The sequence below is a fragment of the Nocardia cyriacigeorgica genome (assembly GCF_005863245.1).
In the GTDB taxonomy this organism is placed as follows: Bacteria; Actinomycetota; Actinomycetes; order Mycobacteriales; family Mycobacteriaceae; genus Nocardia; species Nocardia cyriacigeorgica_C.
The window spans coordinates 62,992-77,063 of the sequence record NZ_VBUT01000006.1 but is presented as its reverse complement, the minus strand read 5'-3'; the positions used below and the strand labels follow the sequence as shown (position 1 = coordinate 77,063).

Below are 14,072 nucleotides of genomic sequence, written 5' to 3'. Positions count from 1 at the left end.
ATGCCGGTTCCGATTCTCAAACAGGGCACATATCTCATCGCGTCGGTGCAATCGGCACTGACCGATGCCGATACCGAGCGTCTGCAGGACGACCTGATGACCCAGGTCAGCAAGTACCGGGCGCACGGCATCATCGTCGATGTGACCGCGATCGACGTGATGGACTCCTTCGCGGCCAGATCGCTGCGCACCATCGCGCATATGACGCAGTTGCGCGGCGCCCAGACCGTCATCGTCGGGCTGCAACCCGAAGTCGCGTTCGCCATGGTCCAGCTCGGCCTCACCTTCGAGGACATGCACACGGCCCTCGACCTGGAAGAGGGCCTGGCCTGGCTGAACAGCAATGTCCCTGCCCGGCGGCGAGACGGTCGTGACAGTGGCCGCTGAGGACAGAGTCATCGCGGTGAAAATGTCCAACGACATCGTCACCGCTCGTCAGGCCGGACGTGAACTGGCCGAACAACTCGGCTTCTCCCTCACCGACCGCACCATGATCTCCACCGCCATCTCCGAGGTCGCGCGCAACATCACCAGCTACGCGGGCAGCGGCGAGATCCGATTACTCGTCGACGAACGCGAGGGCCGCCAGGCCCTGGTGGTGCAGGCCAGCGACAACGGCCCCGGCATCCGCGATATCGCCCGCGCCATGGAGGACGGTTATTCCACCGGCCTCGGGCTCGGACTCGGATTGCCTGGCGCCAAACGACTCATGGACCGGCTCACGGTCGACTCGGGCCCCGGACGCGGCACGTTGGTGGAGATGTGGAAGTGGGTACCCAACGGTGCATGACGACGGGTTCATCGGCCGGATCGAATGGGCCGTTGCCGGTCGCGCCTTACCCGGACAGCAGATCTCCGGCGATCGGTGCGTCGTGCTCGACACCGGCGACGGGAGCGCGCTGTTCGCCGTCCTGGACGGGCTCGGCCACGGCGAGGCGGCCGCGTCGGCGGTCGACCGCGCTGCGCGGGTGCTGGCCGAGCATCGCGGCGAACCGCTGGACGAGCTGATGGTGCTGTGTCATCGGGCCATGGCCGACACCCGCGGTGCCGCGGTATCGCTGGCGCTGTTCGGCGCGGATTCGGTGCAGTGGCTCGGCGTCGGCAATGTCGATACCCACCTGTTCACTGCGGGCCCCACCGGACCCTCGATCAGCGCGACGGTGTTGCAGACCGGCGGGATCGTCGGCTATCGGCTGCCACCGCACCTGCAACCGCAGACCGTCGCGGTGCGTCCCGGTGACCTGCTGCTGATGTCGACCGACGGCGTCGTCATCGATTCCGGCACCGCCGTCGACCTGTCGACCTCGGCCGTCGACATCACCGCCGCGCTGCTGGAACACAACGCCAAAGACAGCGACGACGCCCTGGTCCTGGCGGCCAGGGTGCGTGGCGTGAACGGAAACTCATGAGCGGTGGGTGCCGACGATGAGCACGGTCCTTGCCGTCTTCCTCGACGATTACGCCGACGCGCTGCGGCGCCATCTGCGCTCCCCCGCGCACGACAGCCTCGCCGAGGGCCATGAGCTCGGACGGCGGGCGCTGGTCGAGGGCATCAGCCTGCTCGACCTCACCGAGAACCACTACCGGGTCGTCAAACAGGTGCAGGCCGAAGCGGGCGAGTCCGCCGCGAACGCGCTCGAGGAATCGGCGCTGGAATTCCTGCTGCAAACCCTGATCACCCTCGACGTCGCCACCCGCGGCTATCTCGACGGCACCCGCCGCTATGAGCAGCAGCGCTCGCGCGCCGACGATCTGGCCGGCCGCGACGAATTCCGCACCGCGCTGGTGGAATCGTTGCAGGACGGGTTCTTCGTCGCCGATGCTCGCGGCACCATCATCGAGGTCAACTCCGCCTTCGGTGAACTGACCGGGTACGGCGCCAACGAGGTGCCGTACGCGCTGCCGCATCCGTGGTCGCTGCCGGAAGGGCAGCGCTATCCCGATCTCGGGACCGCAGCGCTGCGTTTCGTCACCCAGATCCGGCATCGCGACGGCCGCGACCGCTGGCTGGCGGTCAGCACCAGCACGCTGGTCAAGCCCGAGGGCAATGAGCGGATCTTCGTCGGCACCATTCGCGACGTCACCGCCGAGCACGACGCCCAGGCCCGCGATCAGGCGGCCTCACGGCTGGCGACGGCGGTGGCCTCGGCCATCAGCGTCGCCGAGGTGCTCGAGGTCGGCCTGGACGAGCTGCGGCGCACCGTCGGCGCGGAGACCGCGGTGGTCGCGGTGTGGCCCACCCGGCAGGGCGAGCCCGAGGTGTACGTGTCCGGGGCGGCGGTGGACGCCGAACCCGATGCCGTCGGCGAACCACAGCCGGCGCAGGTGCTCGCCCCCGAAACCCGCGAGCTGCTGGAGCGGGCAAGGCTTCGCCCGGGCCGCACCCTCATCGCGGTACCCGAGGGCGCCGACCGGGCCGAGGGCATCGTCGCCCCGCTCGGTGAGACCGCCGACGCCGCGCTGTGGCTGCGCTTCGCCGCGCCACGCGTCGTCGGCGCCGCCGACTGGACGCTGTTCTCCCTGCTCATCGGCCATCTCAGCCTCGCGGTGCAGCGGGCACGCAACTTCGACCAAGCCCGTTCCACCTCGCTGACCTTGCAGCGCGCCATGCTCGGCCCGATCGAGCTGCCGCCACGGTTCTCGGTGCACTACGAACCGGCGCTGCCGCCGCTCGAGATCGGCGGCGACTGGTACGACGTGGTGCCGTTGAAGGATGGGACCATCGGCGTGGTGGTCGGCGACTGCGTCGGCCGTGGCCTGTCAGCTGCGGTGGTGATGGGCCAGCTGCGCACCGCCGCACGCGCCCTGCTGCTGCGCGGGGCCGGCCCGGCGCAGCTGCTCGCCGAACTCGACACCGTCGCCGCCCGGATCCCCGGCGCCATGTGCACCACGGTGTGCGCGGCCGTGCTCGACCCGGTCCGCGGCCTGGTGCGCTACAGCAACGCCGGACATATGCCGCCCATCCTGGCCGACGTCGGCGTCACCGGACGGATGCTGGAGGGCGGGCGCGCGGTGCCGCTGGCGACCTTCGACATGCCGCGGCGCCCGGAAGCCACCACGCCGTTGCCGCCCGGTTCGACGCTGGTGCTGTTCACCGACGGGCTCGTCGAACAGCGCGGGGTCGACATCTACGACGGATTCGATCAGATCGCCGACGTGCTGGCCGAGACCCATGAGCGGCTACCGCGCGAAGTGGCCGACGCGGTGCTGTCACGGTTGCGCCCGGCCGGCGGCTACGACGACGACGTCGCCATGGTCGTCTACCGGCAGCCGCCCGCACCGCTGCACGTCGAGGTGCCCGCCAGGGCCGAACAGCTGTCGGTATTGCGGCGCACCCTCAAGGCCTGGCTCACCGCCGCCGCCGTGCCGCACGATCTGGCCTCCGACCTGGTCGCCGCCGCCAATGAGGCGTGCAGCAACAGCATCGAGCACGCCTACCGCGACAGCGACTCGGGCGTGGTCGAGTTGAGCGCGCGCTGCGATACCGAGCAGGTGGAGATCCGGGTCACCGACACCGGCAACTGGAAGCCACAGTCGGCCGATCGCGGGTACCGTGGCCGGGGACTGGATATGATGCGTGCGCTCACCGAAGAGCTCGACATCGACCACAGCGGGTCCGGTACCAGGGTGCGGATGTCGGTGACGTTGCCGGCGATCGCCTTCCCGGTGGCCAACCCGCTACGTGGAACGAACCGACAGGTATCCGGGTGACGATTCGGCAGGATCGCCCGGATCATGGCAGATTGTGATGATGTGACAAACACTTCCGGAGACGCGTATCCCCTCACCGACACGATGACCACCTCCGTCGCCACCCGCGACGGGGCGACCGTGCTCACGGTGACCGGGGAGGTCGACCTGGCCACGGCACCCGCCCTGGAGAACGCGATCGACGCGGCCCTCGGCAGCGAACCCGCGGGCCTGATCATCGACCTGACCGCGGTCACCTTCCTGGCCTCGGCGGGCATGGCGGCCCTGGTCGCCGCCCATCAGCGCGCCGGTGACACCACCGCGATCGCGGTGGTCGCCGACGGCCCCGCCACCAGCCGCCAGCTCAAGATGACTAGCCTCGACCAGGTGTTCGCCCTGCACACCACCCTGGACGCGGCGCTGGCCGATCTGCGCGGCGGCAACTAGACGTCTCATACACCACGGGCCCCGCACCGACGACGAGTCGGCACGGGGCCCGTGTGCACGCGCGCCTGGCCCGTCGCGCGGACGGACCCGGCCGTGTGGTCAGTCGCAGAGCGAGCGCAGCTGCTCGATCAGCCCGACGCGCTCGGCCGGGGTGGCCGCCATCGGGACCACATTGAGCACCGTCACACCGGCCTCGGCGAAGGCGGCGACGCGCTCCTTGACGAAGCTCGCCGGGCCGACCAGCGAGATGTCGCGGACCAACTCGTCCGGCACCACCTTGGCCGCCTCTTCTTTCTTGCCGGCCAGATACAGCTCCTGGATGCGGTCGGCTTCGGCGCCGTAGCCGTACTTGGTGGCCAGGGTGTGGTAGAAGTTCTTGCCCTTGGCGCCCATGCCGCCGATGTAGAGCGCCAGATGCGGTTTCACGAATTCCAGTAGCGGCGTGACGTTCTCACCGATGGCCAGCGCCGGACCGGCGTACACGTCGAGCGGGCCGAGGGCCGGATCACGCTGGGCCAGACCGGCCGAAAGTGCATCGCCCCACACCTTCTCGGCCTGCTCGGGCAGGAAGAAGATGGGCTGCCAGCCCTCGGCGATCTCCGCCGCCAGCTGCACGTTCTTCGGTCCGAGCGCGGCCAGCAGCACCGGAATACGTTCGCGCACCGGATGATTGATCAGCTTCAACGGCTTGCCGAGACCGGTGCCGCGGTCGGCGGGCAGCGGGATCTGGTAGTACTTGCCGTCGTATTCGAGCCGCTCACGCCGCCACACCTTGCGGCAGATCTCCACCAGTTCCCTGGTGCGGCCGATGGGCGCGTCATAGGGCACACCGTGGAAGCCCTCGATCACCTGCGGGCCGGACGCGCCGAGCCCGAGCACGAACCGGCCGTCGGAGACGAAGTCCAGGCCCGCGGCCGTCATCGCTGTCAGGCTCGGGGTGCGGGTGTAGAGCTGCAAGATGCCCGAGGCCAGCTGGATACGCTCGGTCTTGGCGGCCAGATACCCGAGGGCGCTCACCGCGTCGAAGGAGTAGGCCTCCGGGACGAACACGATGTCCAGGCCCGCCCGCTCGAGATCGGCGACCTCGGCCGCGACCTCCTTGAAGCCCCCCGAATAATTGATACCCAATCCGATCCGCATAGCACTCAACATAGCCACGGCTATCCCGGCGCCTGCCACCGGCCACACCCGCGTCGCGGTAGCGTGAGTGCGCCCCGTCGTAGCACAACGAAAGGCCACACCGCCGTGTCGCAGCCGTCCACCTCGCATCCGGATCTCGCGCCGAGCTTCGCCGACGCCACCGTCGCCGGATATCTGGCCGATCTGGCGGCCAAGGTGCCCGCACCCGGCGGTGGCGCCGTCGCCGCCCTGCACGCCGCTCAGGGCGCGGCCCTGATCGCGATGGTCGCCCGCTACACCACCAGGGCCAAGGACGCCGAGCACCGTCCGGTGGTGGACCGGATCATCGAGGCCGCCGACGCGGCCAGGCAGCGGGCGCTGGCGCTCGCCGACGCCGACGCGGCCGCGTTCACCGCGGTGGGCGCGGCCTACAAGCTGCCCAAGACCACCCCGGAGGAGACCGAGGCCCGCGCCGCGGCGATCACCGCGGCGCTGATCGAGGCGGCCCGGGTGCCCGCGGCCGTGGTCGACGAGGCCGACGAGGTGCTGTCGCTGGCCGCCGAACTGCTGCCGATCGGCAACCCCAACGTGGTCACCGATATCGGCGCGGCCGCCGATGCCGCGCGCGCGGCCGCGACGAGTTCGCGACTCAATATCGAGATCAACGTCGGGTCGCTGTCGGCCGACGACGGCGCCGCCTTCGCCGCCGCGCTCGGCCGGATCGAGACCATCACCGCCCGCGCGGACGCCCTGCACGCCGACGTCCTGCACGCGGTGCGCGGCTGAGACTCCCCCACCGGCTGTCCCACCATCGGCCCGGCTGCCACGGCGGCCGGGCCGATGCGCATCTGGAGTACCCAGAAATAGATAGCTCACACATAGCCAGCGCGGCCTAAAACCGCCAAACGAACCTTCTGACGTCACGGTCCACCCCGCCCGAAAGCCACCGGCTCCCACCACAACTGCACTGTAGATGCCCGATTCGGCGCAGATCGCGGCCCAGAATCCTGCTTCGACCTGCGAACTGCCGAGTAGGTAACTGAGTGCGCGTACACTGGGCCGCGGTTACGTGATACGCATCACTTCACGGACCGATTTCAGGCTTCACCTGCTTTGTGCGTCACCACGAGTCACCAGCGCGATCGGCAGCCGCAACGGCTGCCGTAACTGATAGCTCGAGCTCGACATGCAGGAGGTAACGGTGAGGATCGGGTACATCACGGCGCCCCCGGCGCTCGAACCGGAAGAGCTGGACCGCGAGGCGGACCAGGAATCCAGGATCGACGTCATCACGGTGCGCCAGGTCGTTTCCAACATCGCGGACTGCTCGGCCGATCCCGGCGAGCTGACCGTGGGTCAGGCACGCCGCGCCCATGACATCCACCGCTACTGCTCACCCGAGTGCCTGGTTCTACGCCGAGCCAGGTACACTCTGAACGCGACGGCCACCGGCCGCGCGGCGTTCACGCTGGCCCCGGATCGAGCGGGAGCCGGCGCCGTGTAGATCACCTCCGCGTCGGCGTCGGACATTCATCAGCTGTCCGTGCAGCAGTGCACTGCTGCCTGCTTGCGCCGCACATCTTCGGCGCCAGTGATTTTCGTTGCTATCAGCTCCACCCATCGGCCGACGGTCACGTTCGCGCGTGCGGCGGCCACTGTTGAGGAGGGTTCAAGTTGAGCACCATTTTCACCCACGAAGCCACCGATTCCGACTCCGACATCCTGGGCCGAAAACCCGGCAGCGACGCGTTGAACGGCGCCACCCGCAACCGGCAACTGAGCATCGTTCTCGTCGCTCCCCCCTACTTCGATGTCCCGCCCGCCGGCTACGGCGGTGTGGAGGCGGTGGTAGCCGAACTCGCCGACACCCTCGTCGCGCGCGGCCACCAGGTCACCCTGCTCGGCGCCGGAAAGCCGGGCACCGCAGCGGAATTCATCCCGGTCTGGGATCGCATCCAGGCCGACCGGCTCGGCGATCCGTTCCCCGAGGTGGTCAACGCGCTCAAGGTCCGGCGCATCATCGAGGATCTGGCGCGCCGCAGGCCCATCGACATCATCCACGACCACACCTTCGCCGGCCCGCTCAACGCGCCCGCCTATGAGGCGCTCGGCATTCCGACCGCCGTCACCGTGCACGGCCCGGTCGACGGCGATATGTGCGACTACTACGGCGCACTCGATGAACACACCCGGCTGGTCGCCATCAGCGACCGCCAACGCGCGCTGGCCCCGTCGTTCAACTGGATCGCCCGCGTGCACAACGCCTTGCGGCCCAGCGAATGGCCGTTCCAGGTGGAGAAGAAGGACTACGCGCTGTTCCTGGGTCGCTACGCCTCCTACAAGGGCCCGCATCTGGCCCTGCACGCCGCGCACGAGGCCGGTATTCCGTTGATCCTGGCCGGTAAATGCAACGAGCCGCCGGAAAAGGCGTTCTTCGCCAAGGAAATCGAGCCGCTGCTGACCGAACGCGACCACGTCTTCGGTGAGGCCGATGCGGTGGCCAAGCGCAAACTGCTCGCCTCGGCGCGCTGCCTGCTGTTCCCGATCCGCTGGGAGGAGCCCTTCGGCATCGTGATGATCGAGGCCATGGCCTGCGGCACCCCGGTGGTGGCGTTGCGCGGCGGGGCGGTCGAGGAGGTGATCGTGGACGGGGTCACCGGCATCATCTGCGACGACCCGGCCGAACTGCCCGCGGCCATCGCCAAGGCGGGCGATCTGGATCCGTATGCCTGCCGCAAGCGCGTGGAAGAACTTTTCGGTGTCGATCAGCTCGGAGCGGGCTACGAGGCAGCCTATTACCGCATACTCGAAGCGTGGGACGAATCCCATCGCCCGGCAGATGAATTGACCACCGTCGAGCTCCGGCGCAGCGGCCTGCTCGGTCTGCGCGCGGACACCGGCACGACACCGGCTTGGAGTCGAGCATGAGTGAGCCCCTCAGGGTCCTCAATTCCGGTCAACCCGCCGCCGTCAACGGCGGCGGGGGGACCATCACCCTCGTCGAAGCGAGCACCTTCTGCCTGTCCGATCAGCTCGGCGATATCCATTCGGGGACCTCGCAGGGCCTGTTCTATCGCGACGCGCGGGTGATCTCGCGGTGGGAGCTGCGGCTGGACGGTCAAGCGGCCGAACAGCTCACAGTGCTCACCCCCGAGGCGTTCAAGGCGCGGTTCATCATGCGCAAGCAGCCGCGCCAGGGCATCGCCGACAGCACCGTGCTGGTGGTGCGCAAACGCATGATCGGCCAGGGGCTCAAGGAAGCGATCATCGTGCAGAACCTCGGTCACGAGGACACCGCGATCACCGTGACCCTGTTCGCCGACGCCGATTTCGCCGACCTGTTCGCGGTGAAGGAGGGCCGTAAGCATCTCGGTAGTGCGGAGGCCCAGTCCGTCGACGGTGAACTGCACCTGATCGATCACACCGATCCCGGCCGCGGCGTCACCATCAGCGCCACCGGCGATCCGGTGATGCTGCCGGGCACGATCACCTGGCAGGTGGTGGTGCCCGCGCACGGACAGTGGAAGACCGAGATCCTGGCCCAGCCGGTGGTGGCGCATCGGCGGGTGCAGATGGCCTTCGGCGACGACGAGGACAGCCCGATCAGCAGGCTCAAGGCCTGGCGAGCCACCGCCACCGATCTGACGGCCACCGATGCCCGGCTCACCCAGGTGCTGCAACGCACCGAAAGCGATCTGGGCGCCTTGCGCATCGACGGACGCGGCGACGGGTCCCCGGCGTATGTGGCCGCGGGCGCGCCCTGGTTCATGACCCTGTTCGGCCGCGACAGCCTGCTCACCTCCTGGATGGCGCTGCCGTTGGATTCGGCACTGGCCGTTGGCACCTTGCGGCAGCTGGCCAAACTCCAGGGCACCAAGGTGGAACCGATCACCGAGGAGGAGCCGGGCCGGATCATGCACGAGATGCGGCACGGCCCGGCCGGCGGTCAGGTGCTCGGCGGCGAGGTGTACTACGGCTCGATCGACGCCACCCCGCTGTTCGTGATGCTGTTGGCCGAATGCTGGCGCTGGGGCGCCGAGGAATCGGTGATCCGGGAGCTGTTGCCCGCCGCCGACGCCGCGCTGGCCTGGATCGACGAATACGGCGACGCCGACGGGGACGGTTTCATCGAATACCGCCGCAAAACCGACCGCGGCCTGACCAACCAGGGCTGGAAGGACAGCTACGACGCGATCAACGACGCGAGCGGCCATCTGGCCGAACCGTCCATCGCGCTCAGCGAAGTCCAGGGCTACGCCTACGCCGCGCGGCTGGCCCGGGCCGAGCTGGCCGAGCATTTCGGCGACCACGAGACCGCGGTGCGGCTGCGCGGTCAGGCCGAGGACCTCAAGTCCCGGTTCGACGAGGCGTTCTGGGTGGCCAAGAACGGCTGGTACGCGATCGCCCTCGACGGCCACAAACATCAGGTCGATGCGCTGACCAGCAACGCCGCCCAATGTCTGTGGACGGGCATCGTCGCCGATGAGCGTGCCGCCGAGCTGATCGACAAGCTGGCCGACGCTTCCATGGACTCCGGTTTCGGGTTGCGCACCCTGGCCGCCACCATGGGCGCCTACAACCCGATGAGCTACCACAACGGTTCGGTGTGGCCGCACGACACCGCCATCGCGGTGGCCGGGTTGCAGCGCTACCGCCACATCCCGGGTGCCAGCGAGCTGGCCGAACGGCTGACCACCGGCCTGCTCGACGCCGCCGCCGAGTTCGGTGGCCGGCTACCGGAGTTGTTCTGCGGCTTCGGCCGCGCGGAGTTCCGCTCGCCGATCCCGTACCCGACGTCCTGTTCACCGCAGGCGTGGGCCAGTGCGGCGCCGCTGCTGCTGGTGCGCTCGTTCCTCGGACTCACCCCGTGCGTGCCGAACCGGCGGCTCATCGTCACCCCGCGGCTACCGCGGCGCTGGGGCAAGCTCGCGCTCACCGATATGCGGCTCGGGCCCGCCACGGTCACCCTGCACGCGGAGGGCTCGGAAATTCACGTGCACGGCCTACCCGACGATTGGCAGTTGGTGACGGAATAGCCGCGGCGTGTCGCGTAACGAGCAGGCAACGGCCGGTGTCGTAGTTGATCATGCGCGCCTAGACTGGACCTCTGCCCACCACACCGTCTCGAAGGGGGTGGAGCCATGCGAAGCGTTATTCGGCACCTGTTCCTGGCCGCCGCGATCATGGCATTGGCCATGGTCGGTTCGGGCGCGGCGAACACCATGATGATCGACCGATCTCCGCCCGGCGCGGATATCGGTACGGTCGCCTCCATCACGCCCTCCGGTGGCCGCACCGTCGGCATCGCCCATCCGGTGACCATCCGATTCGACGCCGACGTCGCCGATCGGGCCGCCGCCGAACAGGCGGTGGCGATCACCGCCGACCGCCCGTTGACCGGCACCTTCTCCTGGGCCGGCGCCCGGCAGTTGACCTGGACTCCGACCGGCTACCTGCCCGCGAACGCCACCATCGGTGTGCGCTTCGGCGATCAGGTCCGCACCGAGTTCGCCACCAATGCCGGGGTCGTCGCCGACGCGGACATGTCGGCGCACACCTTCACCGTCAGCATCGGCGGTCAGGTGGTCCGGGTGATGCCGGCCTCGATGGGTAAGCCGGGCTGGGAGACCCCGACCGGTACCTTCCCGGTGCTGGAGAAGTTCCGGCACATCGTCTTCGACTCGCGCACCATCGGCATCCCACTCGATTCGCCCGAGGGCTATCTGATCGACGGTGAATACGGGGTGCGCCTGACCTGGAGCGGTGTGTTCGTCCATTCGGCACCGTGGTCGGTCGACTCACAGGGTTATGCCAACGTCAGCCACGGCTGCATCAACCTCGCCCCCGGCGACGCGGCCTGGTACTACGAGAACGTCGGCATCGGCGACCCGGTCACCACGCACTGGTGATCGCCCCACCACGCACCGGGCAGGTCACACGACCCGCCCGGGCGGGTGTCGTGAGCGACCATCGACCCGTCGGTCCAGTACAAATAGGGAGACCTGACGGAAGAACCTGACGAAGGTGGGGGCGTTATGGATCGACGGGACAGTGCGCGCGGGGACCAGGCGCCGTCCGGGACCGAAACGAGCGGCGCGAACGCCGACTATGTGGGCGAATGGGCCGATTGGGTGTCGTCGCTGCCCGCGCCGAAGAAGATCGCGCCGGGCCGGCCCGCACCGCCCGGTCAGGGCCCGCCGCTGCGGATCGGCCGCCCCGAGCCGTTGGAACGCCGTCGCGGACTGCGTCGGGTGGCGCCGCTGCTGCTCGGCCTGCTCGGCGCCGGCGCGCTGCTGGCCGCGGCGTATGTGCAATTCGGTGGATCGGACACCGATTCCGCGACCGCGCAGGCGCGGCCGGATCTGGTGATTCCGGCGCCGTCCGGCGATACGGCCGCATGTGCGCCGCAGCGGGTGGGTAACCGGATCCAGGGCAATGCCGCCGGTGGGGACGATTCCGGGACCGCGGCCATCTTCGCCTTCCAGCACGCGTTCTACGTCGCGCGCTCCGGGGAGCAGGCCCGCGCCGTCGTCGCTCCTGGTGCGGCCGTGCCGTCGGCGGCCGATATCCAGCGCGGTATCGATTCGGTGCCCGCGGGCACCACCCATTGCCTCGCGATCAGTCCGGGCGCCTTCGTCGGTCAGTACACCGTCGTCGTCACCGAATACCGGCCGCAGACCCAGCCGATCACCTACAACCCTCAGCTCGTCACCACCGCCACGGTCGGCGGGCGCACGCTCATCACCGGGATCAGCCCCATCACCTGAGCACCACCGGCACCGGTTCGGATCCGGCTTCGCGGAGATCACCTGCGCGGCCGCACCGGTTGACGCGGGCCCGTCGCACCGGCATCCGACATGCGACCGACGACCCTGGTCAGGCACCTGCGGGAGGAGCACACTCGCAGATATGACCAACATCGACGAAGTTCGGATCCCCGAGCATCCGACAGTGCTGGCCGCGTTGCGGCTGGCCTGCCGGGCGCCGTCGGTGCACAACACCCAGCCCTGGCGCTGGGTCTTCGACGGAACCCGGCTGCACCTCTACGGCGACGGCGAACGCAGGCTGCATTCGGCCGATCCGCAGGGCAGGCAACTGGTGATCAGCTGCGGTGCGATGCTGCACCATGTGAGCACCGCGTTCGCCGCGCGCGACTGGCACACCGACATCACCCGGTTGCCCGACCCGGCCCACCGCGACCACCTGGCGACGCTCGAGTTCCGGCCCTGGCCGGACCCGCCGGACCGGCTGCTCGCCCTCGCCCGGGCGATCGATCGCCGCCACACCGACCGGCTGCCGATGCTCGCACCACCGCACTGGGACGACCTCGGTCCCCGAGTGCGCACCCTGGTCTCGGCCTACGACATCGAATTCGACGAGCTCGACGATTCGGCGCGACCGCGCCTGGCCGCGGCCTCGGAACAGTCCTCGGCCCTGCGTCGCCACGATCCGCACTATCAGCACGAATTGCACTGGTGGGCAGGCAATACCGCCAATCTGGACGGGATTCCGGCGTCCGCGCTGGCCTCGAACGCCGAACTCGCGCAGGTCGGTGTCGGGCGGGATTTCCCGGCCGGGCCGCGTTCGCTGCGGCGCGGCGATCTCGACGATCGTGCCCGGCTGGCGGTGCTCAGCTCCCCTGAGGACGCCCCGCTGCCGTGGCTGCGCACCGGCGAGGCCCTGTCGGCCGTGCTGCTGGAATGCACCGCGGCCGGGCTGGCGACCTGTCCGCTGACCCATATCACCGAGTTGCCGTCGAGCCGGCGCATCATCGCCGGACTGATTCCACGGCCCGCGGTGCCGCAGGTGGTGGTGCGCATCGGCGCCGCGCCCGACGAGCCGGAGCAACCGCCCACACCGCGGCGCCCGGTCACCGAGTTCTTCACCGTCGACCGCACGTCGCACTGAGGAGCAGGCCATGTCCACTGACAGCGCACCGGTGGTCGTCGGTGCCGACGGTTCCCGATCCGCGATCGGCGCGGTGCGCTGGGCCGCCGCCGACGCCGCCCGCCACGGCAGTCCGTTGCAGATCGTGTACGCGATCGGCGTGCCGATCGACGTGGGCCCCACCCTCGGCTACGCGCCGATCAACGCCGAAAGCTACCGCAAGGCCGGGCAGGAGGCGCTGGCCGAAGCCCGCGAGATCGCGGCCGCGGCGGCCGCACCCATCGCACCGATCGAGATCGAGACCGTGGTGCGCGAGGCCGCGCCCGTGCCGCTGCTGCGTGAGCGCTCCACCACGGCCAGGATCGTGGTCGTCGGTACCCGTGGTCTCGGCGCGCTGCGGCGCGGACTGCTCGGTTCGGTGAGCACCTCGCTGGCCAGGCACGCGCACTGCCCGGTCGCGGTGATCCCGGAGTTCGCCGAGCGCGCCGACGGTCCGGTGGTGGTCGGCACCGATTGTTCGCCGAGCAGCGTGCACGCGATCGCCGTCGCCTTCGACCAGGCCGCCCGCCGCGGTGCCGAACTGGTAGCGGTGACGGCGTGGTCGGAGTTCTACCGCTATCTGTCGCGCGCCGAACTCGCGGCCGAGGCCGAGTCGAAACTATCCGACGCCCTGGCACCGTGGTGCGCCCGCTACCCGGAGGTCGCGGTGCGCCACGTCGTCGCCGAGGAGCGGCCCGCCCGGTTGCTGCTCGGCACCGCCGCCGATGCGCAACTGCTGGTGGTGGGCAGTCATGGGCACGGCGGGTTCGTCGGCATGACGCTCGGCTCGGTCAGTCAGGCGGTGTTGCATGCCGCCGAGTGCCCGGTGATCATCGCCCGCTCGGCCTCCTGACCGGCCTCGATTCCGCTGCGTGCCTCGGCCCCCGAGC

General features: G+C 69.5%; 14 protein-coding genes. 13 read left to right on the top strand and 1 reads right to left on the bottom strand.

Features of this window, described 5'->3' with window-relative positions:
- The 5 genes from FEK34_RS16325 (at position 1) to FEK34_RS16305 (ending at position 4,137) form a co-directional block, all read left to right on the top strand.
- Positions 1-387 carry an STAS domain-containing protein gene (locus tag FEK34_RS16325; RefSeq protein ID WP_014351609.1) on the top strand — a complete coding sequence of 129 codons (387 nt, stop codon included), beginning with the start codon at positions 1-3 and terminating at the stop codon, positions 385-387.
- A gap of 22 nt (positions 388-409) precedes the next feature.
- Entirely contained in the window at positions 410-790 is a 381-nt protein-coding gene (locus FEK34_RS16320; RefSeq protein ID WP_036537652.1) for an anti-sigma regulatory factor, read from the top strand.
- Positions 783-1,409, top strand: a complete 627-nt coding sequence (locus tag FEK34_RS16315) for a SpoIIE family protein phosphatase (RefSeq protein WP_138448678.1) — start codon at positions 783-785, stop codon at positions 1,407-1,409. The genes FEK34_RS16320 and FEK34_RS16315 overlap by 8 nt, the downstream gene beginning before the upstream one ends.
- Positions 1,410-1,425: 16 nt before the next feature.
- Complete coding sequence (locus FEK34_RS16310) at positions 1,426-3,711, top strand: SpoIIE family protein phosphatase (RefSeq protein ID WP_138448677.1); 2,286 nt, start codon at positions 1,426-1,428, stop codon at positions 3,709-3,711.
- Between the two features lie 84 nt (positions 3,712-3,795).
- Positions 3,796-4,137 (top strand): STAS domain-containing protein, encoded by a 342-nt coding sequence (locus tag FEK34_RS16305; protein WP_138449071.1) that lies wholly within the window; start codon positions 3,796-3,798, stop codon positions 4,135-4,137.
- Positions 4,138-4,236: 99 nt separating this feature from the next.
- Here the strand turns inward: FEK34_RS16305 and FEK34_RS16300 are convergent, their stop codons facing one another.
- The gene (locus tag FEK34_RS16300) at positions 4,237-5,277 is read right to left on the bottom strand and encodes an LLM class F420-dependent oxidoreductase (protein WP_138448676.1); all 1,041 of its coding nucleotides are present in this window, start codon (positions 5,275-5,277) and stop codon (positions 4,237-4,239) included.
- Positions 5,278-5,382: 105 nt separating this feature from the next.
- Here FEK34_RS16300 and FEK34_RS16295 point away from each other — a divergent pair, with 105 nt between their 5' ends.
- The 8 genes from FEK34_RS16295 to FEK34_RS16260 all read left to right on the top strand — a co-directional run bounded on the left by FEK34_RS16295 (position 5,383) and on the right by FEK34_RS16260 (position 14,035).
- Positions 5,383-6,042, top strand: coding sequence for a cyclodeaminase/cyclohydrolase family protein (locus FEK34_RS16295; protein WP_138448675.1), 660 nt, complete (start codon positions 5,383-5,385; stop codon positions 6,040-6,042).
- Positions 6,043-6,457: 415 nt separating this feature from the next.
- Positions 6,458-6,760, top strand: a complete 303-nt coding sequence (locus FEK34_RS16290) for a hypothetical protein (protein WP_138448674.1) — start codon at positions 6,458-6,460, stop codon at positions 6,758-6,760.
- 218 nt (positions 6,761-6,978) lie between these two features.
- On the top strand, positions 6,979-8,184 hold the full coding sequence (locus tag FEK34_RS16285) for a glycosyltransferase family 4 protein (RefSeq protein WP_138449068.1): 1,206 nt from the start codon (positions 6,979-6,981) through the stop codon (positions 8,182-8,184).
- Positions 8,181-10,292, top strand: a complete 2,112-nt coding sequence (locus FEK34_RS16280; RefSeq protein WP_138448673.1) for an amylo-alpha-1,6-glucosidase — start codon at positions 8,181-8,183, stop codon at positions 10,290-10,292. The genes FEK34_RS16285 and FEK34_RS16280 overlap by 4 nt, the downstream gene beginning before the upstream one ends.
- 105 nt (positions 10,293-10,397) lie before the next feature.
- Positions 10,398-11,165, top strand: coding sequence for a L,D-transpeptidase (locus tag FEK34_RS16275; RefSeq protein WP_138448672.1), 768 nt, complete (start codon positions 10,398-10,400; stop codon positions 11,163-11,165).
- Positions 11,166-11,291: 126 nt separating this feature from the next.
- Positions 11,292-12,023, top strand: a complete 732-nt coding sequence (locus FEK34_RS16270) for a hypothetical protein (RefSeq protein ID WP_138448671.1) — start codon at positions 11,292-11,294, stop codon at positions 12,021-12,023.
- A gap of 142 nt (positions 12,024-12,165) precedes the next feature.
- The gene (locus tag FEK34_RS16265) at positions 12,166-13,164 is read left to right on the top strand and encodes an Acg family FMN-binding oxidoreductase (protein WP_138448670.1); all 999 of its coding nucleotides are present in this window, start codon (positions 12,166-12,168) and stop codon (positions 13,162-13,164) included.
- Positions 13,165-13,174: 10 nt separating this feature from the next.
- Positions 13,175-14,035 carry a universal stress protein gene (locus tag FEK34_RS16260; protein WP_138448669.1) on the top strand — a complete coding sequence of 287 codons (861 nt, stop codon included), beginning with the start codon at positions 13,175-13,177 and terminating at the stop codon, positions 14,033-14,035.
- Positions 14,036-14,072: the final 37 nt, after the last annotated feature.

Coding starts and splice junctions, on each gene's coding strand:
- FEK34_RS16265 (WP_138448670.1), top strand. CDS start 12,166: ATGACCAACATCGACGAAGTTCGGATCCCCGAGCATCCGACAGTGCTG.
- FEK34_RS16320 (WP_036537652.1), top strand. CDS start 410: ATGTCCAACGACATCGTCACCGCTCGTCAGGCCGGACGTGAACTGGCC.
- FEK34_RS16270 (WP_138448671.1), top strand. CDS start 11,292: ATGGATCGACGGGACAGTGCGCGCGGGGACCAGGCGCCGTCCGGGACC.
- FEK34_RS16280 (WP_138448673.1), top strand. CDS start 8,181: ATGAGTGAGCCCCTCAGGGTCCTCAATTCCGGTCAACCCGCCGCCGTC.
- FEK34_RS16260 (WP_138448669.1), top strand. CDS start 13,175: ATGTCCACTGACAGCGCACCGGTGGTCGTCGGTGCCGACGGTTCCCGA.
- FEK34_RS16300 (WP_138448676.1), bottom strand. CDS start 5,277: ATGCGGATCGGATTGGGTATCAATTATTCGGGGGGCTTCAAGGAGGTC.
- FEK34_RS16310 (WP_138448677.1), top strand. CDS start 1,426: ATGAGCACGGTCCTTGCCGTCTTCCTCGACGATTACGCCGACGCGCTG.
- FEK34_RS16305 (WP_138449071.1), top strand. CDS start 3,796: ATGACCACCTCCGTCGCCACCCGCGACGGGGCGACCGTGCTCACGGTG.
- FEK34_RS16325 (WP_014351609.1), top strand. CDS start 1: ATGCCGGTTCCGATTCTCAAACAGGGCACATATCTCATCGCGTCGGTG.
- FEK34_RS16275 (WP_138448672.1), top strand. CDS start 10,398: ATGCGAAGCGTTATTCGGCACCTGTTCCTGGCCGCCGCGATCATGGCA.